Here is an 18,908-nt window from a genome sequence, read left to right as displayed (position 1 = left end):
TGCTTGAGCGTCTCAGATCAACCCAGTGTTTTACCCAAAGCCGCGGTGACTGCTGTCACCATCGCTGCGGAGTGCTTGGCAGCTTTTGGCAGGTACTGATCAAAGCTGACATTCGATTCTTTACCGGCAATATCCGACAGCGAACGTATGATCAAAAATGGCTTGGCAAACTGATGGCACACCTGTGCAATCGCCGCAGCTTCCATTTCTACCGCTTTCATCGTTGGGAAAATACTGCGCACTGCTTCAACGCGCACCGGGTCATTCATAAAGGCATCTCCGGTGGCGATTTCGCCCTGAACAATCTGTTGCTCTTGTGCGCTCACATGCGGGATCGCGGACTGAGCCACTTCGCTCAGCAGCTCATCAGGCAGGAACTGCGCAGGCAGGCCTGGCACCTGACCGGGAGCGTAACCAAAGACGGTCACGTCCACATCGTGGTGATAAACCGCAGTAGAAATCACCACGTCACCTACATTCAGCGCCGCATCAAAACCACCGGCAGAGCCAGTATTAATCACACAATCCGGCTGGTAACGCTCCAGCAGCAAAGTGGTTGAAAGCGCCGCATTTACCTTTCCAATCCCAGATTTGAGCAAGACCACTTCCACACCGTTCAGCTTGCCGCTTGAGAACTCATAACCCACGTGGGTCTCGGTCTGGCGATCTTCGAGCTGACTTCGCAGCAGTTCAACCTCTTCTTCCATGGCGCCGATAATGGCGACTTTCAGAGGAGTTCCTCGCTTGAATTCACGCAGGCTGGCTGTCATATGATTGTCCTGAAGTTACTTTGAGTAATGACATTAATTAAATATCGCTGGTTGGGCGCAGCAGTCAGTTGCAGGTATCTATTCCAACTGAAGACGCAGCGACATACCCTGTGGATTGCAGCATGGTATCAAAAGGCTGCAGCATTCCCCAATGCAGTGCCGTGGCGACCTGTTATACTGGCGCCTGAACCGTTTGAATGCTTGTCAGGAAGGAAGAGATATGCCTCTGCTAGACAGTTTCCGAGTCGACCATACCCGTATGCACGCCCCTGCAGTTCGCGTTGCGAAATCCATGGCGACCCCAAAAGGCGACACCATCACGGTATTTGACCTGCGCTTCTGCCTGCCCAACAAGGAAATTCTTTCCGAAAAAGGCATCCATACGCTGGAACATCTGTTCGCGGGCTTTATGCGCGACCACCTCAACGGCAATGGCGTTGAAATCATCGACATCTCTCCGATGGGCTGCCGCACCGGCTTTTATATGAGCCTGATCGGTACTCCTGCAGAACAGCGCGTCGCGGATGCCTGGAAAGCGGCGATGAAAGATGTCACCGAAGTACAGGCAATGAACGACATTCCTGAACTGAATGAATACCAGTGCGGCACTTACGAAATGCATTCTCTGATCGAAGCGCAGGAAATTGCCCGCAACGTTATCGAGCGCGGCATTCTGGTGAACTCGAATGATGAACTGTACCTGAGCGAAGATTTCCTCAAGCTGCACAGTTAATCAGCAAGAATCTTCCCGGTTTGATGCAGAGTTAACGCGTTAAATGCTGCAGATACACAAAGGCCCGAAACTAATCGGGCCTTTGTCATTTTACGATGGTTGACTAATACATTGATTGGTAATGATTCTTCAGAAACTGCGCTTCATCGTACGGCCAACATCAATGCAGGAAGAAACGCGGTTTATACAACCCTTTGGTTTTATCCAGATAGTGTGGAATCTCGTCATGATCGACATCGATAAAGTCATCATGATCTTTCAGATTCACTTCAGAGATATACAGATGGTCTGAGGTGTCGTCTGAAAGGATCAGGTAAAAAGGCTGATCCGAGTCCAGCGCCGGGCGTCCTTCATTGTTGAGAGCAGAGTTCACCTGCTCAAGTACCGAACTGTCCATAGCGTAGGCGTAGTCTACATCCACGATGACCCCACGATATCCCAGGTACCGGTGTTCTACTATCTGTCCGATTGCATACTTGGCTTCACGGTATTGCATATCAATTCCTCCTGTGGAGGTCTGGTGCAACATCTTCCCCCGATGGGAATGCAGAGTGACAGACCTGAATGTCTTGGTTTTATTGTCTCCTTGATCCTTCAGGATGCAGCTCCTCTATGAGAAGCATTCTTACCGTCCGCTTTCACAACGCGAACTACGACTTAAGAGTGAACTCACTTCAATAACACCTGACCCGACTGCGGTTAGGCCGTTATCACCTTCACACTTCTATTAATTGGCATTTCATCAGCAAATTTCCACCCCAGTTGTTCAAAAAGCGTCATAGCTTCCTGATCTGGCGGAGTTTTTATACTTAGCTTTTCGCCGGTTCGAGGGTGAATCAACTCAAGCCCCACGGCAAAGAGCGCCAGACGATGCCAGTTAAAATGCTCCCTGAATAAACGGTTATGCCGACCTTCACCATAACTGGTGTCACCCGCCATCGGATGGAAGAAATGCTTCATATGCCTGCGTAACTGATGGGTACGGCCTGTCTTAGGTTCAAGCTCAACCAAGGTATAGCGCGCCTCAGGATAGCGACCTATAGCAATAGGCAAAGTGACCTGGGCAACAGGCCAGTAATGAGAAACCGCCTCCTGAGCTTCTTTGTCTTGCGCCGCGCGAGGATCGTCATAGTCATCCACCTGAACATCCAGTGGATGATCAATCACACCGGCCTCATGCACATGCCCACGAACGATCGCCAGATAGGTTTTCTGCACTCTATGGGTAGTAAACTGCTCGCCCAGCGCACGTGCAATCTCGGAAGAAAGCGCAAACACCATCACCCCCGCCGTGGGCCGATCCAAGCGATGCACAGGAAAGACATGCTGCCCCAGCTGATCACGCAGCTTCTGCAGCACAAAGACCGTCTCCCCGGGAGAACGAAACGAGCGGTGTACCAGCATGTTTGCAGGCTTATAGATAACAACGAGATCGTTATCCTGGTAGAGAATGGGTAATGGCGTGGACATGGCAACACTCATGCTGGAAAACGCTGGCAGTCTAGGGAATTGAAATTAGCAGTCAACGCCACAATTTAGCATGGCAGAGTAAGTGAAATGACCAACAGGGGAACATCAGCCTTTGAAGACTGTCTGATTGTTAGACGTATCAGGGATAACCGCCCGTAGGAAGCCAGATGTTTTTTGCAAAGAAACGTTACGGACTTTTCGCCTTATTTCTTGCATAATTTCAGGAAGAACTGTAAAAGCTTTTTCTAATAAACGACTTACCAGATACTGACCACGAGGAAAGTGTATGCCTATTCGCTCTGTATCCAATACAGGCTCACACGAGTTATCGACAAGCGTCGCTAATAAGGTGATCCGGAATACGTACAGCCTGCTGTCCATGACACTGGTGTTCAGTGCCATCTGTGCGGCAGTTTCTACCACCCTGAATTTCGGCCTGCACCCACTGCTCAATCTGGTAGTGATGATTGGCCTGCTGTTTGCGATCCAGTGGCAGCGTAACTCCGTCATGGCGCTACCATTGACCTTCGCCTTCACCGGCTTCGCAGGCTTTACCCTCGGCCCGATTCTGAACATGTATCTGGCGATGGCTAATGGCGGCGAGATCATCATGACCGCATTAGGCCTGACCGGTATCATTTTCGCGGGACTGTCTTTCTATGCCATCACCACCCGCAAGGACTTCAGCTTCCTGCGCGGCTTCCTGTTTGTCGGTATTCTGGCATTGGTAGGCGTAAGCCTGATCGGCCTGTTTGTGGATCTGTCCGGTATTCAGTTGGCGATGGCCGCTGCAGCCGTTATCCTGTTCTCCGGATTCATTCTTTATGACACCAGCAACATGGTTCACGGTGGCGAAACCAACTATGTGCTGATGACCGTTAGCCTGTACCTGAACATCCTCAACCTCTTCACTGCACTTCTGCAGCTGGTTGGCGCTTTCAGCAACGACGACTGACGGCTAGCCCGACAGGATAAACCTTTGAAGTACGCAGTACTGATCAATGGCGCGCCCCTGGACTCCCAGGCGGCGCGCTCTGCTTTCTATTTCTGCCAGTCACTTTTGGCTCAGGGCCATGAGCTTTCTCGTGTGTTCTTTTACGGGCCAGCAATTCACACAGGCAATCGCTTTCGCGTCTCAGCTCAGGATGAAAGCAATCTGACCCATGACTGGCAGCAATTTGCCAAAGACACCCATACCGAACTGGTACTCTGCATTGCCGCTGCACAGCGCCGCGGAGTGATCTCAGACAGCGAAGCCGCCCGCCACGGCCTTGAAGGCGACTCCATGGCGGAGGGCTTCGTGCTGGGCGGGCTGGGCTTACTGGCCGAGGCATCCATCCTCGCCGATCGCGTGGTGACATTTAATGGCTGAAGCAATCATGACCCATCCCGGGACAGCAGCGCCCACGCTCCCCGGGAACGCCTTCGCACTGGTCTTACGCCATGGGCCTCTGGCATCACAACACGCACGGGAAAGTATCGAAGCGGCATTAGCGCTGGCCGCCTTTGGACAGGATGTCATTCTGATATTTCTGGACGATGGCGTATTTCAGCTACTGCCAGATCAGAATGCCGGTGCAATCGCAGGCAAACAGATTTCGTCCATGCTGAATGCACTGGAGCTCTACGATATCGAGCATGTATTTGTGGAAACAGAAAGCCTCGCCGAACGAGGTCTTGAGAGTCACTCACTCGCCATCGAAGTGACCCGAGTTAGTCGCTGCCATTTAGCGGCGTTGCTTAAACAAGCTCGCCACCTGATTAGCGTGTAGAACAGACTATGCTGCATATTCTCCATCGATCGCCGCAAAGCGGTGACTTTAAGGCCTGCCTCGGGCGTATTGATCCCGCTACCGATGACATTCTGCTGATTGCCGATGCGGTCTACGCTGTACTCACGCTAAACATGCCAGAAGGCATCAGTCTGTATGCTCTGGAAAGAGACCTCAAAGCCCGTGGAGTGACAGCCAATGCCGCTGTTATGGTGATTGATGATGCAGGTTTTGTCGCTTTGACAGAAAAACACAGCAGCAGTCTGAGCTGGTAGGATCTGTTTTTACCTGCCTGGCACTGTCGATTTTGAACAGGATTTCTTATGAGCCAACACCCTGCCCTGGACCCTGAAGGCTACCTAGTGGATTTAGCGGACTGGAATGAGAACACGGCAGAATGGCTGGCCGCACAGGAAAATATCAGCCTGACGCCAGCACATTGGGAAATCCTGCACCTGCTTCGCGACTTTTATCGTGAATTTGGCCTGTCTCCTGCGACGCGTCCACTGATCAAAACCATCGGCCAGCGGCTGGGAAAAGACAAAGGCAACAGTCTCTATGTCATGAAACTTTTCCCTGAGAGCCCCGCCAAACTTGCGGCTAAACTCGCGGGGCTGCCCAAGCCGACAAACTGCCTCTAAGCCCCTTGTCTCTGGAGCCGAGCAGCTCCACAAACCCGTTATGATTTTTGCTAAGCGACTCGATACTCCCGCTCATCAGCAAGATCACGAAAACTCATCAAAAAACTCGACTCTTTGCATTGAATTGCGGTGTATAACCCTTATAGTGCCGCCTTGAGAACCGCTCACTTTTTATCCATCCTGGTAACCCCGCAATGGCTTTGGCATCCCTCTCTGGCGTCATCACGCCGCTTTTCAGTCTGGTCATTTTTACCCTTGGCCACGGCCTGCTAACCACCCTTCTTACTCTGCGTTTGTCTGCGGAGCATGCCTCTCCGACGCAGATCGGTCTGGTTTCTGCGGCTTACTTTGCCGGGCTATTCTTTGGCTCCTTCATCAATGCCCGCATTATTCTGCGGGTTGGTCATATCCGTGCCTACTCAGCGTATGCCTCCATTCTTGCAAGCCTGGCAGTTCTGCATGGCCTAATTGTGGATGCCCATGTATGGATCGGTTTGCGCTTTCTGGGAGGCTTGGCGACCAGCGGCCTCTTTGTGGTGATTGAATCCTGGCTGCTGGTCTCCAGCACTGCCAAAACCCGCGGACAAGTGCTCGCGGTCTACATGATTCTGCTGTACGGCGCCCTGGCTATTGCCCAGCTACTCCTGAAGCTGATTGATCCCATGGTATTGGCGCCCTTCGCCATGACCGCCATTGCAGCGTCTCTCTCCGTGGTCCCACTATCGCTAACCCGCGTTTCCAGCCCACAACTGGAAACAACACAGGGTCTGAATATCTTTCAACTGGTTAAACTTACCCCTTCCGGTACCTTTGGCAGCTTCACCTCTGGGATGATCATTGGCACGGTTTATGGTCTGTTGCCGCTTTTCTTTACCGAGTCAGGAGCTGATATTTCGACGGTTGCAAATCTGATGGCAGTGGTAATTTTCGGCGGGATGACGCTTCAGTATCCGGTAGGCAAACTCTCCGACAAGCTTGATCGTCGTATTGTCCTGCTCCTGCTGTGCGTTGCGATCACCCTGACCAGCGCGACAGTTATCATTTCCAATGGCAACACGGCCTTTAATCTGCAGACGATTCTGATTTTCCTGTTTGGAGGCCTGAGTTTCGCGCTCTACCCTATCGCCCTCAGCCATGCCTGCGACGAACTCAATCCTGATCAGGTAATCAGTGCTAACCAGGGACTGATGCTGGCTTACAGTTTGGGGGCCGTCATAGGCCCACTCATTGCCCCTCTGGTAATGAAGCTTCTTGGCTCTCAGGGGCTGTTTGTCTATTTCGGCGTAACCAGCGCGCTGCTGGCGGTGTATCTGAGCTATCGCAAGCGTGTACGAGCGCCGGTTCCACTGGAAGAACATCAGAACTACACCCCTGTACCGCCGAACACGACCGTCACAGCCGAGCTGGACCCTCGTGCGGATGTGAATCAGTTCGATGAGCCGGAAAATGCCGATGACTTTGTGCATGACCCTGTTCCCATGGAGCAAGTCACTGACGCTATGCCGGACGAAGTTCAGGCTATGGAGGAACAGCTGGCAGAAGCTCAGCAACTGCAGGAAGCTGAAACGGAAAAAGCGGAGCAAACAACCGCAAGCACGGAGCAATTCGAAAGTTTCCGAGAGCATCGCTAGCCGATGCTCTAATCACTTGTCTCAGGTCAATAGGCTGAGCTTGAGACTGCCCAGCTTTGTCATTACATCCATGTCATTAGAAGTAATAAATTATTGATAGCAGGAGCTTCATAGAGTCTGGCTATCAACATCGTAGAGAGATATCACTGTTCAATAAGGTGGCCTGTTGCGACACTGAATCTATCGAAAGACGCGCTGATGACGTCTGGATTCAACACCGTGAATAGTCACCCGGCGATATCTCAAATGACTTTTTAGCAGGTCAAGATTGCTTCCGGGATTTGAGGAGATAGACATGGATAAGATGGAACAAATCAATATCGGTATCAGTGACAAAGATCGTGAAGCCATTGCTCAGGGCTTGGCCCGCTTACTGGCTGACAGCTACACCCTGTATTTGCAGACCCATAACTTCCACTGGAACGTCACAGGGCCGCAATTTCGTACCCTGCACCTGATGTTTGAAGAGCAGTACACCGAACTGGCGACCGCCGTTGATGATATTGCTGAACGTATTCGCTCTCTTGGCATGCGTGCACCGGGGACTTACAAAGAATTCAGCCAGCTGACCAGCGTAGAAGAACGTGACGATGTTACCGATTCCCGCGAGATGGTTCAGCTGCTGGTCAAAGGCCACGAAACAGTGGTCCGCACTTGCCGCGCTGTACTGCCGATAGCGCAGGAAGCTGCTGATGAAGCCTCTGCCGATGTTCTGATTGGCCGTATGGCTCTGCATGAAAAAACCGCATGGATGCTACGCGCGCTGCTGGAAGACTAAGCCCTGTTCAGCATGCTCTGAAAGCCAAGCGCGTATTCGCATACATCAACAAAAAGCCGGTCAAATGACTGGCTTTTTTATTCTGATGAACAGGGTCTACAGAAAGCTCAGCCGTTCAGGCGGGGACAGTCTCGGTAGAAACGCGTCATCATGCGATACAGGTACCAGGCATCCTGACTTCCCGCCAGCTCTCGGATAGAGTGCATCGCAAAGGTCGGTACGCCGACATCAACCGTATGTAATCCCGTATTGGTCGCCGTAATAGGGCCGATAGTCGAGCCACAGGCCATATCACTTCGAACCACAAACGCCTGCACGGGAACATCCTCCAGCAGAGCCAGCTCACGCAGCACCGCACTGCTTTCGCTGGTAGTGGCATAGCGCTGATTATTGTTAATTTTGATAACAGGGCCGCGGTTCAGCAACGGGCCGTGGTTGGCATCATGACGATCCGCATAATTAGGATGAATCCCATGAGCATTATCAGCAGACACCAGCAATGAGCGATTAATCACACGTGTCCGCGTCTCGCTATCAGGGAACATGCGGCTGAGCACATCCATCAGGAACGGGCCTTCAGCACCACAGGCCGAGGCACTACCCACTTCCTCATGATCAGTACAGATCAGCAAACTGCCGGGCGCCTGATCCTCAAGCAAGGCTTGCAGACCAATCCAGCAACTGAGCAGATTGTCCAAGCGGGCACTGGCGATGAAGTCGTCTCTAACACCAATAAGCGCAGGAGCCTGGACATCATAGAAACACAATTCGAAGTCATGGATTTTTTCCATGTCACCAACGAGCTGCTGCTCCAGCATCCATGACTTTAGCCAGACACGAAAGTCAAACTTTTCGCCTTCCGCTTCCTGCCAAAGGATGGGCGGCAGATGCAGCTGAGCATTAATGCTGCGCTGCTTATTTACCTCACGATCCAGATGAATCGCCAGGCTCGGGATAATAGCGACCGCCTTTTTCATATCGATCAGGCAAGAGGCAAGCTCACCTTTGTCGGTGCGATAGGTAACACGACCTGCCAGCGACAAGTCACGGTCAAACCAGGGGTTTTGCAGAACGCCACCGTAAACCTCCACCCCCACCTGAGCATAACTGTGCCGGTGCAGTTCAGGCTGCGGCTTTACTTTAAGGCAAGGGCTGTCCGTATGCGCCCCAACAAGCTGAACGCCCTTTTCCAGCGCCTGCGCTTCGGTTGGCTGAGTGAAAGCAATAATGGAAGAACCGCTACGGGTAACGTAATAAGATTTCCCCGGTTCAAGTTGCCAGGCATCTTTCTCGTTAAGTGGAAGATAACCCGCCTTCGCAAGGCGAGTCTGCATACTTTCGACGGCATGATAAGGCGTCGGCGAAGCCTGGAGAAAATCCAGCAACCCCGCATTGAAGTCTCTTACTGATTGCATACACTACCTTGAATATGTTGTAACAAGCACACCCTAACACAGGCCGTGTCTTCATATAATTCTATGGTACTATCCTGAAATACTGCCAGCCCCGGCTTATTAAGGCCGTGTGCGAGGCATCCGGGCCTGCCCGCCTCATTCGGTATTCACGGAAACTTTTTGGCTGACCGAAGGTCATACACTCTACGTTTCAAAGGCAAAGGAATCCGCTACATGCTCCGCCTGACCGCAATATCCGTCGGCCTCGCCTTCGCTCTTTCCTGCGGAGGAGTCAGTGCCAGCATCGCTGACCCCTCTCTGAATTATGATCCTGCCAAGGATGTGCTGCAGCCTGATGCAGACCATGCCAGCCTGAGCAAAACCATTGTAACGGCGCTCACGGACAATCATTACCAGACATTACCGGTCGACAACAAACTGTCCGGTGAAATGCTGGATCGCTATCTGGATGATCTTGATCCCACCCATTCCCTGTTCCTGACCACCGATATCGAAATTCTGCACAAGAACCTGAAGGATCAGCTGGATGATCAGCTGAAGTCAGGCAAGCTTAAAGATGCTTTTGATATCTTTAATGCCGCTCAGCGTCGCCGCTTTGAGCGCATGAATTATCAGCTGGACCTGCTGGCTAAAGGACCAGAAGCTTACGAGCTTAACAAGCACGAAGAAATGCTGACGGACCGCAAGAAAGCACCTTGGCCTGCCGATGAAGCAGCCCTTCATGATCTGTGGCGTAAACAGATGAAGAGCAGCGTGCTCAGCCTGATGCTGACGGATAAAACCGAAGAGGAAGCGACTCAGACTCTGGAGCGCCGCTTTACCAACCAGATCAAACGCCTGCGTCAGACCAACAATGAGGATGCGTTCCAGATCTACATGAACGCGTTTGCGGAGCTGCACGATCCTCACACCCAGTACTTCTCGCCGCAGACCTCTGAAAACTTCAACATCAACATGAGTCTGTCCCTCGAAGGGATCGGTGCAGTACTGCAGTCTGAAGACGAACAGACCAAAGTGGTGCGCCTGGTTGCCGGAGGCCCCGCAGAAAAATCCAAACAGCTGAATCCTGCTGACATTATCGTCGGTGTAGCTCAGGGTGATGACGGTGAGATGGTCGATGTCGTGGGCTGGCGTCTGGATGAAGTGGTCGACAAGATTCGTGGTCCCAAAGACAGCGTTGTCCGCCTGCAGATCATCCCCGCCGGGTCTGCTGACAAGAAAACCAAAATCGTTCGTTTAGTTCGTAACAAGGTCAAACTGGAAGATCAGGCTGCCAAGAAGAAGGTCATCGATATTCCTCAGGCAGATGGCAAAGCGCCAATGCACGTGGGCGTTATCACCCTGCCTACCTTCTACATGGACTTCCAGGCCGCGCAGAATGGTGATCCGAACTACAAGAGCACCAGCCGTGACGTTGCCAAGCTGATTGAAGAGCTGAAAAAAGACGACATCAAAGGTCTGATTCTGGACCTGCGTAACGATGGCGGCGGCTCATTACAGGAAGCCAACAAACTGATCGGTCTGTTTATTCGTCAGGGACCGACTGTTCAGGTTCGCGATGCCAAGGGTCGTGTGAATATCCTCGGTGATTCCGATCCCAGCGTTGCCTATGATGGTCCGCTGATTGTGCTGGTAAACCGCTTGAGTGCTTCGGCTTCAGAGATTTTCGCCGGTGCCATGCAGGATTATGGTCGCGCATTGATCGTTGGTTCACAGACCTTCGGCAAAGGAACCGTTCAAACCGTGCTGCCTCTGCCTTCAGGCCAGCTGAAGCTGACTCAGGCCAAGTTCTATCGTATCTCTGGTCAGAGCACGCAGCATAAAGGCGTTGTACCTGATATCAGCTTCCCCACCCTGATTGATAACGATCAGATTGGCGAAAGTGCGCTGGATCACGCACTACCCTGGGATAAAGTACGTCCGCTGCGCTATCCGCTGTACGGTGACTACGGCTTTATCCTGGATGAGCTGCGCCAGCGTCATCTGGAGCGTACCGGTAACGATCCTGATTTTGACTACATGGTTAACCTCATGAAGCGCCAGACCGCACTTCGCAAGGAAACCACCACACCTTTGTGGCTGGATGCACTGAAATCTGAGCGTGAGAAGAATGAAGCCTGGGATCTTCAGCAGGAAAACATCCGTCGTAAGGCCAAAGGCGAAGAGCCTCTGACCAACTTTGAGCAGATCGAACAGCTCAATAAGGAAGACGGCATGGATGATCCTATCCTGACCGAAACCGGTAAAGTCATGAGTGACATGGTTCAGCTTTCCGCCAAGGAAAAAGAGAAAGAATAATCGCTCTGTGCTGATGAATAAAAAACGCCCTTCGGGGCGTTTTTTTATGTGCGCTATCAAGAGACCAAGTGACGCTATCCAGGCAGTCGGAAGAAATCGATAAACACCCTCAAGGCGGGTGGCACATGCCGGTGGCCAAGGTAATAGATAAAGTTGGCTGGTAACTCGATCGACTGCTCTTCAAAAAGCCGGACCAGCTGTTGCTGCGCCAGTGCATCCTTCGCCTGATTCTCCGTAAGACAGGCAATACCGCATCCGGAGATCACCGCCTGCAGCAGCATATCACTGTCATTAAATACGAGCTGCGAAGGCACCTCGACCTGAAACGTCCGCTCACCCTCTTTGAATGGCCAGTTAAATAAGGCCCCCGAAGTACCAAAGCGGTAATTCATACAACGATGGCGCGTTAACTCATGTGGCGTCTTAGGCCACCCCGCCAGCTCCAGATAAGTCGGAGAAGCAACAATGGCTAAGGATACCGGCTTATCAATAGGCACCGCGATCATGTCTGGTGCCAGTGACTCACTGCGCCGAATACCGGCATCGAAGCCGGTTTTTACAAAGTCGACCAGGCCATCCTCAATCTGAATTTCCAGCGTGATGTTGGGGTAAGCCGCCTGAAACGCCTTAAGCCTCGGCATTAGGGTATAGAGTACCGCCACCCGATGGCTGGTAATACGCACTCGGCCTGACGTTTGGGTTTGCCGGGTGTCAATATCCTCCAGTGCCTGATTCAGGCTTTGAACCGCAGGAGTTAAAGCCGTCAGTAGCGCCTGCCCGACCTCAGTCGGAGCAATGCTTCGTGTTGAGCGGTGTAAAAGCCGCGTATTCAACCTGGCTTCAAGCTTTTTGATCAGATGGCTGATGGCTGACGGACTCAGCCCCAGTAAGCGCGATGCCGCCGTAAAGCTGCCCTGCTCACAGACATGGGCAAAAACAATCAGGTCATTCCAGTTCTCACGCAGCATTTGTGAATTACGCTCACTAGTCTTTCGAATATTTATTGGATAATCATTAACAATCCTAGCGCCTATGATGACTTCTGCCCAACTGAACTAACGCCGCAGACGCGCAGGCAGGAGATTTCCATGCAGCTTGATCATTACCGCCCGTTTGGCCATTCAGGTCTTATTGTCAGCCCGCTGGCCCTTGGCACCATGACATTCGGCACGCAGCGTTGGGGTGCTGATACCGAAGCCTCCCGAGCTATTTTTGACAGCTATGTAGAACAAGGCGGCAACTTTATTGATACCGCCAACATTTATTCGGGAGGCCAGAGTGAAACTCTGGTGGGAGAGTTCACAAGAACTCGTAATCTCCGGAATCAGCTGGTGATCGCCACCAAGTCAGCCTTCGCCTGGTCGGACCATCCTCACGCTGGCGGAAATGGCGCCAAGGCCATTCACACAGCTGTCGAGCAGTCCCTGCAGAGATTGCAGACGGATTACATTGATCTTTACTGGCTACACGTTTGGGATCGCATTACTCCGCCCGAAGAAGTTTTACAGACCATGTCTCAGCTGGTACGTGCCGGCAAGATTCGCTATTGGGGGATATCCAATGCCCCCGCCTGGTATATCGCCACGATAGTGACGTTGGCCAGAACTCAGGGGTTGATCGCGCCCATCGCTCTGCAGTTCGAATACTCTCTTGCCGAGCGCGGCATTGAAGCAGAACACTTGCCATTGGCCTATACACAGCGACTGGCGATGCAACCATGGAGCCCACTCGCAGGGGGCTTTCTTACCGGGAAATATGATCGTAAAGATCCGGCCAATGTCGCTGGTCAGCGCGGCCACAGTCTTCCGGATGGCGGTCAGGATAGCGGCACCAGTAAGAACAGGCTCTCCGGCAGCAATCCCTTTGGCGACAGCAAGTTCACCGAACGCAACTGGGCCATACTGAAGGAAATTAAAAAGGTTGCCACCGAGCTTGAGGTGCCCTGCTCTCAGGTTGCACTGAGTTGGCTGGTACAACGCCCAACGGTAGCAGGCACACTGATTGGCGTCAGTAAACTCGGCCAACTGCAAGACAACCTAAAAGCCCTGGCAGTCAAACTCCATCCCCAACACTTACAGGCGCTGGATGCGATCAGTGCTCCCATGCCTCCGTATCCAGCCAATCTTTTTAGTGACTTTGTCGGAAAGTTAGCCTTCGGTGGCCACCTGATTAAACCAGGTTATGAATAAGCGATGACCACTAGCCTGCGACCAATAAAAAACGCCCTCACGGGCGTTTTCTTAAAACCTGAGGTCTGGTCTTAGCTCGCTGCCTTTCGATTACTCGCATGAATGAAATACAGTGCGGCGCCAAGACAGATCACCGCGCCAATGCGTGTGGGAGAAAACTCGATTGCGCTGTTACCCAACCAACCAAAGTTATCGATCAGCAAGCTCATGAGTAGCTGCCCGAAGATAACGGCAACCGTCGCAACAGCATTACCAATACGCTGCACCGCCAGCACCATGATGACAATATAGGGCACGCCACAAAGAGCCCCCAGCAACTGCCACTTGGGAACATCCATCAGGGTCAGGCGCTGTGCCGGCTCGAAGAAAAAGATCAGCAATGCGGTGACCAGCGCACCGACCGAGAAGGTCAGAAAGGCACTTCGAAATACGCCTAGCTGGCTACCAAGCGTGCCATTGACTGCCGCCTGAACACTCAGGGTCGCACCGCCAATAACAGCAAGAAGAATCATCAGTATCGTCATCGTGTATTCCCCTTAGCCCTGCGCCATTAATACAAGCGCCGCGATAATGAAGAGCAGCGCAATGACCCGTTGAGAAGAAATCGGACGCTTTTGCGTACCCAACCAGCCGAAATGATCAATCATCAGGCTCTTGCTCACCTGCCCCGCCAGAATACCAATCATGGTCATGGCAATACCGATGGTGGGCGTCGTAAGCGTAAGGATGACCACGTAAACCGGGCCAAGAATTCCTCCCGTTAAAGTCCAGCCTGGCTGACTGAAAAAAGAGGGACTTTGCCGGGGGCTAAAAAACAGCATCAGTAAAAACGTCAGCGCAGCGCCTACCCCAAAAATACTCAAGGTAGCCCATAAACCACCCACTTCCTCACCCAAGGGGCCAAGTAGCCCCGCTTCCACAGAAAGGCCAGCCCCTCCCATCACCACGAGTCCGATTAGTAGCCACTGCATCACCGCCTCCTTTTTTGAAGCGCACAAGACTACGCTGGAGGCGATTTCCAATAAATGGGACAATCCTGCAAACACCTATGCGGAATCTGCACAAATGAGCACACTGGATAACGTCAACCTGCGCTCGCTGCGCTTCTTTATCGCGGTATGTGACTGCCTGAGCTATTCCGAAGTGGCCCGACGAGAAAATGTGTCGCCGTCGATGATTTCCCGGGTGATTCGTCAGCTGGAAGACAGCCTCGGCCAGCAACTGTTCTACCGTAATACCCGAGCGCTGATGCCGACCGAAGCAGCGCGCTTATTGATTGATCCTGCCCGTGACATGCTTGCCCGTTTTGATCATGCCCAACAACATCTGGCGCAACGCTCACAATCCCCTTCAGGCATCATCCGGCTCAACGCGCCTGTGTATTTTGGCCAGCGCCACATAGCGCCGTGGTTACCCACGCTACTGGAGCGCTATCCCAAGCTACAGATAGAGCTGAGCCTGACGGATGACTTTATTGACCCTCACAGCCAGGCCGCCGATCTGATTTTTCGCATCGCAACACCAGAAGACTCCAGCTTGCAGGGACGAGTGATCAGTCCACAGCGTTACTTTCTGGCCGCCACAGCGGATTATCTCGCGCGGGCAGGAATACCAGTCCACCCACAGGAGTTGCAGCAGCATCACTGCCTTGTCTATGGAGGCTCATCAGGTCGAAATCGCTGGCTCTACCGTCATGGCCAGGGAGGCTGGCATCAACAACAAGTCACTCCTGCCATGCTTTCCAACGATGCACAAAGCCTGCTGGTCGCCGCCTTGAACCATGCAGGTGTAGTGCTTTTCCCGGATTGGCTGATTGGCGAATATCTCAAGGAAGGCAAGCTGACCGCCCTACTGCCTGAATATGATGTCGCCATTGGCAAGACCCCACAAAGCCTGAGCCTGATCTATCCGAATACGCATCTTCCTTCACTGAATGTTCGAACAGTGATCGACTTCTTTGTTGAGGTATTTGGCACGCCCCCTTACTGGAGCTATGAAAGTGATCAGCCCATAAAAAAACGCCCCTGAGGGCGTTTCTTCATTCAACCTGCGATCATACAGGCCGTTTGGCCAGCATCGCCCACACACCAGCACAGGAAAGCAGGCTGCCGCCTGTCAGGTGAAAGCCACGCTGAGCCCGAGGCGAGGAAAGTAGCTTCCGGGCGGAACCGGCGAAGATCGCATAAAGACTGGTATTGAGCATCGCCAGGGTGACAAAGGTCGCCGCCAGCAGGAAAAGTTGAGGCGTCGCTGGATGGTCACTGCTCACAAACTGGGGCAAAAACGCTACAAAGAATACGATGCCTTTAGGATTCAGCGCCGTCACCATGTAAGTGTTAGCAAATAGCCGCCACCAGGAGGCAGGGGCTTTCGGCGCAAAGACCTGAGTGGGCGACACCCCTGCACGCAGCATTTTAATGCCCAAAAACAGCAGATACATCCCGCCGATGATCTTTACCACGGTAAACCAGAAAGCGGACACCTTAAGCAATGCACCCAAACCCAGCAATGAGACCGCCAGTGCCGTTGCGTCTCCCAGCATCACCGCCGCAATCAGCGGAAGATTGGCACGACGCCCGTGGGTCATTGAATAACTAATGACCGCCAGAATGGTGGGCCCCGGAATCATCAGTAGTACCGAAGCGGCAGCAACAAAGGCCAGCCAGTGCTCAAGTGACATGCTTCTCTCTCCTGCATGTAGGGATCATCAAGGATACCGATGAATCCATTACGCCACGCCCGAGTCAATCCACTCCTTGATGGAATGTTAAACATCCTCAGTCGTAGCGCTATCCAAAGGCTGCATGTGCTTACATTCAGGATAATTGCTGCAGCCCAAAAACTGATTACCCGCATTCTTACCTTTGCGCGCAGTCCTCAACACCATGAGGGAGCCACAGGCCTCACAAAGCACATCATGATGATCATCTAACGGCTCAGGATTGAGGTAAGCACCCAGCAAATCCTTCACCTCCTGAAGCTGATAACCCTGCCTGGCAGGAACTTCGATCAAGTCCAGATCGGCGCTGGCACAGGCAGCACGCAGAAAGGCATCACGCTCTTGTCGCTGTGTGTTCTCATGGGACTTATCATTGAGCTCGATGGCACAGAGCACACTTAAGTCATCGGCACGACAGAGCACAAAATCGAAGTGCTTGGCAGCAATGCTGTTGAAAGCGATCTTCCAGCGGCGGCGGTCAGGCGTCTTCTGCGGCAGAATGACATCCGCCACCCGCACCTTAGACAACACCAAGACTTCCTCACCCACAACAGCATGAAGCACGCCGAGAAAGGAGCGCTCTGCAGGTGTGACAATGCGCTCAATTTTCTGGTAGCCAAGAAAACTCTCTTCACTCGTATTCTCTGTCGACTCATCGGGCAGCGGCTCCACCAGACGCTTACCTTTACCCTGGCCACGCCACCAGAACAATAACCCCACTATCACCACAGCAAGAATCAGCAATTGCATCGTAAAGTTCTCTTTAATTAATCAATACGCTTTGTTTAAACAGCAGCCAGAGAGGAAAGCTGATTGCCAACGCGAGAATCAGCGAAAAAGACAGGTCTTTATAAATACCCGGACGCTCTGGGGTAAATCCACAATAGAACAATAGATAAACGCAGACTCCCAGAACGAGAGGAATCCCCGGGTAGAGCACAAACAACCCCATCATCAATGCCGTCATGCCAACAACGAGTAAACCGAAAGCACTTTTGCGCGAAGCTGAAGCTTTGCCGTAACTCTTCTCGTGACGCTGCCGTGAAAAACGAGCCAGTGTAAAAACCGCTAACCCGCCCAAGAGAACGGCAATAAATGGCATCATTATGAGCCCCCTTGAACACTCTCTACGCCAGCAAACTCTGCATCAGCGACTCCAGCCAATAATAGCCCTTAGAAGTAAAGGTCCAACCAAAGGCTCCGAGGTTAATGACGATGCAGCCCCACAGCGTCGCCTTGAAACTGCCCTTTTTCGATTTGTGACGCAGCATCTGCTGGGCGAAGAGCGCACCTGGCCAGCCGCAGAATAATGAGAACAGCTGAAGGGTACTTTCCGGTGTCCGCCATGCTCCTCTCTTCGCTGCGTGCTTATCCTGAGCGAAAAAGGCAAAGGTGACGATACTCATCAAAAGATACGCGGGAATCCAGAGCCAGGATTGTTTCCCCAGTACAACCAGCACAATCACCGCCAGCATAAATAGCACGGCAAAGCCCATTTGCCAGGGCAGGCCAGCAGCGGATTCGAGGGTCACATTCACCGCATTGGCTCGCCCTTTCTCATCATCACGAATAAAGAAGCTGACCTTGTCATTCACTTTCGGGCGCCGGCTTCGTTCTTTAATCGCGGAGATATGCAGAAAAATGCGACGTTCACCGGTCGTCGCGTCGATAAAGCCATAGCCCTTGGCATCATTCCATTCGACAATCTGACCTTCCATTCAACCTCCTTGCCTGACAGATAAAAAACGACAGCTATTGGAGTACTCGCCGCTCAGCCTGAAGATTGCTGATATGCAGCTCATCGGTCTCATAGCTTTCTTTAAGGCGGCTGAATTGCAGCCTGCCAAGACAGAATTGCACCCGATTAATGCTCATTACTTCCTTTTCACGCGAGCGTAAATAGTTTTTCAATTCATGGGTATAAAACACATTAAGTGGTTTGCCACCGCGAAATTTGGCACTTCCGGAAAAGACGACCAGTGAAACAATCTGCTCTGGAGGAAGAAAGTCAAAAAGCTGCTGAATGGCTTTTACATGCCGGTAATTCTGCCGAATCGGATTCTGAAAGGGCGTGCGCTTCTTGTTGAGCACCTGTGTCCAGCGGGCATCGTGCTCCTGAGCAAAAATCCAGCCGCTGTAGTGCTTGGACTCGATGACAAAGATGCCGTAAGGAGAAATAAGCACATGATCAATCTGCGTGGTTTTACCGTTCGCAAGCTCAAGGGTGATGTTGTTGACCAGCACCTCTCTGGAGCGGTCAATCCAGGATTCGACCTGATTAGCGACGAGCTGCTCTTCCGCGCGAATACGGTATTTCCTGCGCAGGCTACCTAAGTAAAACCCCAGAATAAAAACCAGTAACCAGCCCAACCACGTCATTAACGTCGCGCTCCCTCGCTATCGCAGTATCCATCCCACGGCCGTATAAAGTCTGCCTGTATATAACCATAAAAAAACCGCGACAAGCGCGGTTTTTCTTTTCCCTCATCAGC

General features: G+C 52.3%; 23 protein-coding genes. 11 read left to right on the top strand and 12 right to left on the bottom strand.

From position 1 onward, the window contains the following. Positions 1–17: 17 nt before the first annotated feature. On the bottom strand, positions 18–770 hold the full coding sequence (gene mtnN, locus ACKC9G_RS14735; protein WP_411406714.1) for a 5'-methylthioadenosine/S-adenosylhomocysteine nucleosidase: 753 nt from the start codon (positions 768–770) through the stop codon (positions 18–20). Positions 771–990: 220 nt separating this feature from the next. Here mtnN and luxS point away from each other — a divergent pair, with 220 nt between their 5' ends. Then, positions 991–1,503: an S-ribosylhomocysteine lyase gene (luxS, locus tag ACKC9G_RS14730; protein WP_411406712.1), complete on the top strand. Its 513-nt coding sequence runs from the start codon at positions 991–993 to the stop codon at positions 1,501–1,503. Between the two features lie 160 nt (positions 1,504–1,663). Here the strand turns inward: luxS and hspQ are convergent, their stop codons facing one another. Both hspQ and truC read right to left on the bottom strand, forming a co-directional pair. After that, on the bottom strand, positions 1,664–1,999 hold the full coding sequence (hspQ, locus tag ACKC9G_RS14725; RefSeq protein ID WP_411406710.1) for a heat shock protein HspQ: 336 nt from the start codon (positions 1,997–1,999) through the stop codon (positions 1,664–1,666). Positions 2,000–2,202: 203 nt separating this feature from the next. After that, positions 2,203–2,973, bottom strand: a complete 771-nt coding sequence (gene truC, locus ACKC9G_RS14720; RefSeq protein WP_411406708.1) for a tRNA pseudouridine(65) synthase TruC — start codon at positions 2,971–2,973, stop codon at positions 2,203–2,205. Positions 2,974–3,259: 286 nt separating this feature from the next. Here truC and ACKC9G_RS14715 point away from each other — a divergent pair, with 286 nt between their 5' ends. The 7 genes from ACKC9G_RS14715 to ACKC9G_RS14685 all read left to right on the top strand — a co-directional run bounded on the left by ACKC9G_RS14715 (position 3,260) and on the right by ACKC9G_RS14685 (position 7,795). After that, a complete protein-coding gene (locus ACKC9G_RS14715; RefSeq protein WP_411406706.1) occupies positions 3,260–3,928 on the top strand; it encodes a Bax inhibitor-1/YccA family protein in 669 nt (222 codons plus the stop codon). Between the two features lie 24 nt (positions 3,929–3,952). Beyond that, positions 3,953–4,345, top strand: coding sequence for a sulfurtransferase complex subunit TusD (gene tusD, locus ACKC9G_RS14710; RefSeq protein ID WP_411406704.1), 393 nt, complete (start codon positions 3,953–3,955; stop codon positions 4,343–4,345). Next, complete coding sequence (tusC, locus tag ACKC9G_RS14705) at positions 4,338–4,745, top strand: sulfurtransferase complex subunit TusC (protein ID WP_411406702.1); 408 nt, start codon at positions 4,338–4,340, stop codon at positions 4,743–4,745. The genes tusD and tusC overlap by 8 nt, the downstream gene beginning before the upstream one ends. Positions 4,746–4,753: 8 nt before the next feature. Continuing rightward, on the top strand, positions 4,754–5,020 hold the full coding sequence (gene tusB / locus ACKC9G_RS14700; protein WP_411406700.1) for a sulfurtransferase complex subunit TusB: 267 nt from the start codon (positions 4,754–4,756) through the stop codon (positions 5,018–5,020). A 48-nt stretch (positions 5,021–5,068) separates the two neighbouring features. Further along, positions 5,069–5,386 (top strand): TusE/DsrC/DsvC family sulfur relay protein, encoded by a 318-nt coding sequence (locus ACKC9G_RS14695; RefSeq protein ID WP_411406698.1) that lies wholly within the window; start codon positions 5,069–5,071, stop codon positions 5,384–5,386. Positions 5,387–5,580: 194 nt separating this feature from the next. Continuing rightward, positions 5,581–7,017 carry an MFS transporter gene (locus ACKC9G_RS14690; RefSeq protein WP_411406696.1) on the top strand — a complete coding sequence of 479 codons (1,437 nt, stop codon included), beginning with the start codon at positions 5,581–5,583 and terminating at the stop codon, positions 7,015–7,017. 304 nt (positions 7,018–7,321) lie between these two features. Continuing rightward, the gene (locus ACKC9G_RS14685) at positions 7,322–7,795 is read left to right on the top strand and encodes a Dps family protein (protein WP_411406750.1); all 474 of its coding nucleotides are present in this window, start codon (positions 7,322–7,324) and stop codon (positions 7,793–7,795) included. A 107-nt stretch (positions 7,796–7,902) separates the two neighbouring features. On the opposite strand, the gene ACKC9G_RS14680 is transcribed toward ACKC9G_RS14685, so the two are convergent. Then, positions 7,903–9,210, bottom strand: a complete 1,308-nt coding sequence (locus ACKC9G_RS14680) for a M18 family aminopeptidase (RefSeq protein WP_411406694.1) — start codon at positions 9,208–9,210, stop codon at positions 7,903–7,905. Between the two features lie 213 nt (positions 9,211–9,423). On the opposite strand from ACKC9G_RS14680, the gene ACKC9G_RS14675 reads away from it, so the two are divergent. Continuing rightward, entirely contained in the window at positions 9,424–11,508 is a 2,085-nt protein-coding gene (locus tag ACKC9G_RS14675) for a carboxy terminal-processing peptidase (RefSeq protein WP_411406692.1), read from the top strand. A 74-nt stretch (positions 11,509–11,582) separates the two neighbouring features. On the opposite strand, the gene ACKC9G_RS14670 is transcribed toward ACKC9G_RS14675, so the two are convergent. Further along, positions 11,583–12,476 (bottom strand): LysR family transcriptional regulator, encoded by an 894-nt coding sequence (locus ACKC9G_RS14670; protein ID WP_411406690.1) that lies wholly within the window; start codon positions 12,474–12,476, stop codon positions 11,583–11,585. Between the two features lie 120 nt (positions 12,477–12,596). Between ACKC9G_RS14670 and ACKC9G_RS14665 the strand changes: the two genes are divergently transcribed. Further along, positions 12,597–13,697, top strand: coding sequence for an aldo/keto reductase (locus tag ACKC9G_RS14665; RefSeq protein WP_411406688.1), 1,101 nt, complete (start codon positions 12,597–12,599; stop codon positions 13,695–13,697). A gap of 71 nt (positions 13,698–13,768) precedes the next feature. On the opposite strand, the gene ACKC9G_RS14660 is transcribed toward ACKC9G_RS14665, so the two are convergent. Then, entirely contained in the window at positions 13,769–14,221 is a 453-nt protein-coding gene (locus ACKC9G_RS14660; protein WP_411406686.1) for a DMT family transporter, read from the bottom strand. Between the two features lie 12 nt (positions 14,222–14,233). Next, a complete protein-coding gene (locus ACKC9G_RS14655; RefSeq protein ID WP_411406684.1) occupies positions 14,234–14,668 on the bottom strand; it encodes a DMT family transporter in 435 nt (144 codons plus the stop codon). A gap of 94 nt (positions 14,669–14,762) precedes the next feature. Between ACKC9G_RS14655 and ACKC9G_RS14650 the strand changes: the two genes are divergently transcribed. Then, positions 14,763–15,725 carry a LysR family transcriptional regulator gene (locus ACKC9G_RS14650; protein WP_411406682.1) on the top strand — a complete coding sequence of 321 codons (963 nt, stop codon included), beginning with the start codon at positions 14,763–14,765 and terminating at the stop codon, positions 15,723–15,725. A gap of 25 nt (positions 15,726–15,750) precedes the next feature. Here ACKC9G_RS14650 and ACKC9G_RS14645 read toward each other — a convergent pair whose 3' ends face one another. The 5 genes from ACKC9G_RS14645 to ACKC9G_RS14625 all read right to left on the bottom strand — a co-directional run bounded on the left by ACKC9G_RS14645 (position 15,751) and on the right by ACKC9G_RS14625 (position 18,795). Next, positions 15,751–16,377 (bottom strand): LysE family translocator, encoded by a 627-nt coding sequence (locus ACKC9G_RS14645; protein ID WP_411406680.1) that lies wholly within the window; start codon positions 16,375–16,377, stop codon positions 15,751–15,753. Positions 16,378–16,464: 87 nt separating this feature from the next. Then, complete coding sequence (locus ACKC9G_RS14640) at positions 16,465–17,166, bottom strand: DUF2726 domain-containing protein (RefSeq protein WP_411406678.1); 702 nt, start codon at positions 17,164–17,166, stop codon at positions 16,465–16,467. A 13-nt stretch (positions 17,167–17,179) separates the two neighbouring features. After that, the gene (locus tag ACKC9G_RS14635) at positions 17,180–17,521 is read right to left on the bottom strand and encodes a hypothetical protein (protein ID WP_411406676.1); all 342 of its coding nucleotides are present in this window, start codon (positions 17,519–17,521) and stop codon (positions 17,180–17,182) included. A gap of 22 nt (positions 17,522–17,543) precedes the next feature. After that, positions 17,544–18,134: a DUF1294 domain-containing protein gene (locus ACKC9G_RS14630; RefSeq protein ID WP_411406674.1), complete on the bottom strand. Its 591-nt coding sequence runs from the start codon at positions 18,132–18,134 to the stop codon at positions 17,544–17,546. A gap of 34 nt (positions 18,135–18,168) precedes the next feature. Then, positions 18,169–18,795 (bottom strand): nuclease-related domain-containing protein, encoded by a 627-nt coding sequence (locus ACKC9G_RS14625; protein WP_411406672.1) that lies wholly within the window; start codon positions 18,793–18,795, stop codon positions 18,169–18,171. Positions 18,796–18,908: the final 113 nt, after the last annotated feature.

This window comes from Pokkaliibacter sp. CJK22405 (genome assembly GCF_046614695.1).
Lineage (GTDB): Bacteria > Pseudomonadota > Gammaproteobacteria > Pseudomonadales > Balneatricaceae > Pokkaliibacter.
This window is presented reverse-complemented; position numbering and strand designations above follow the sequence as displayed.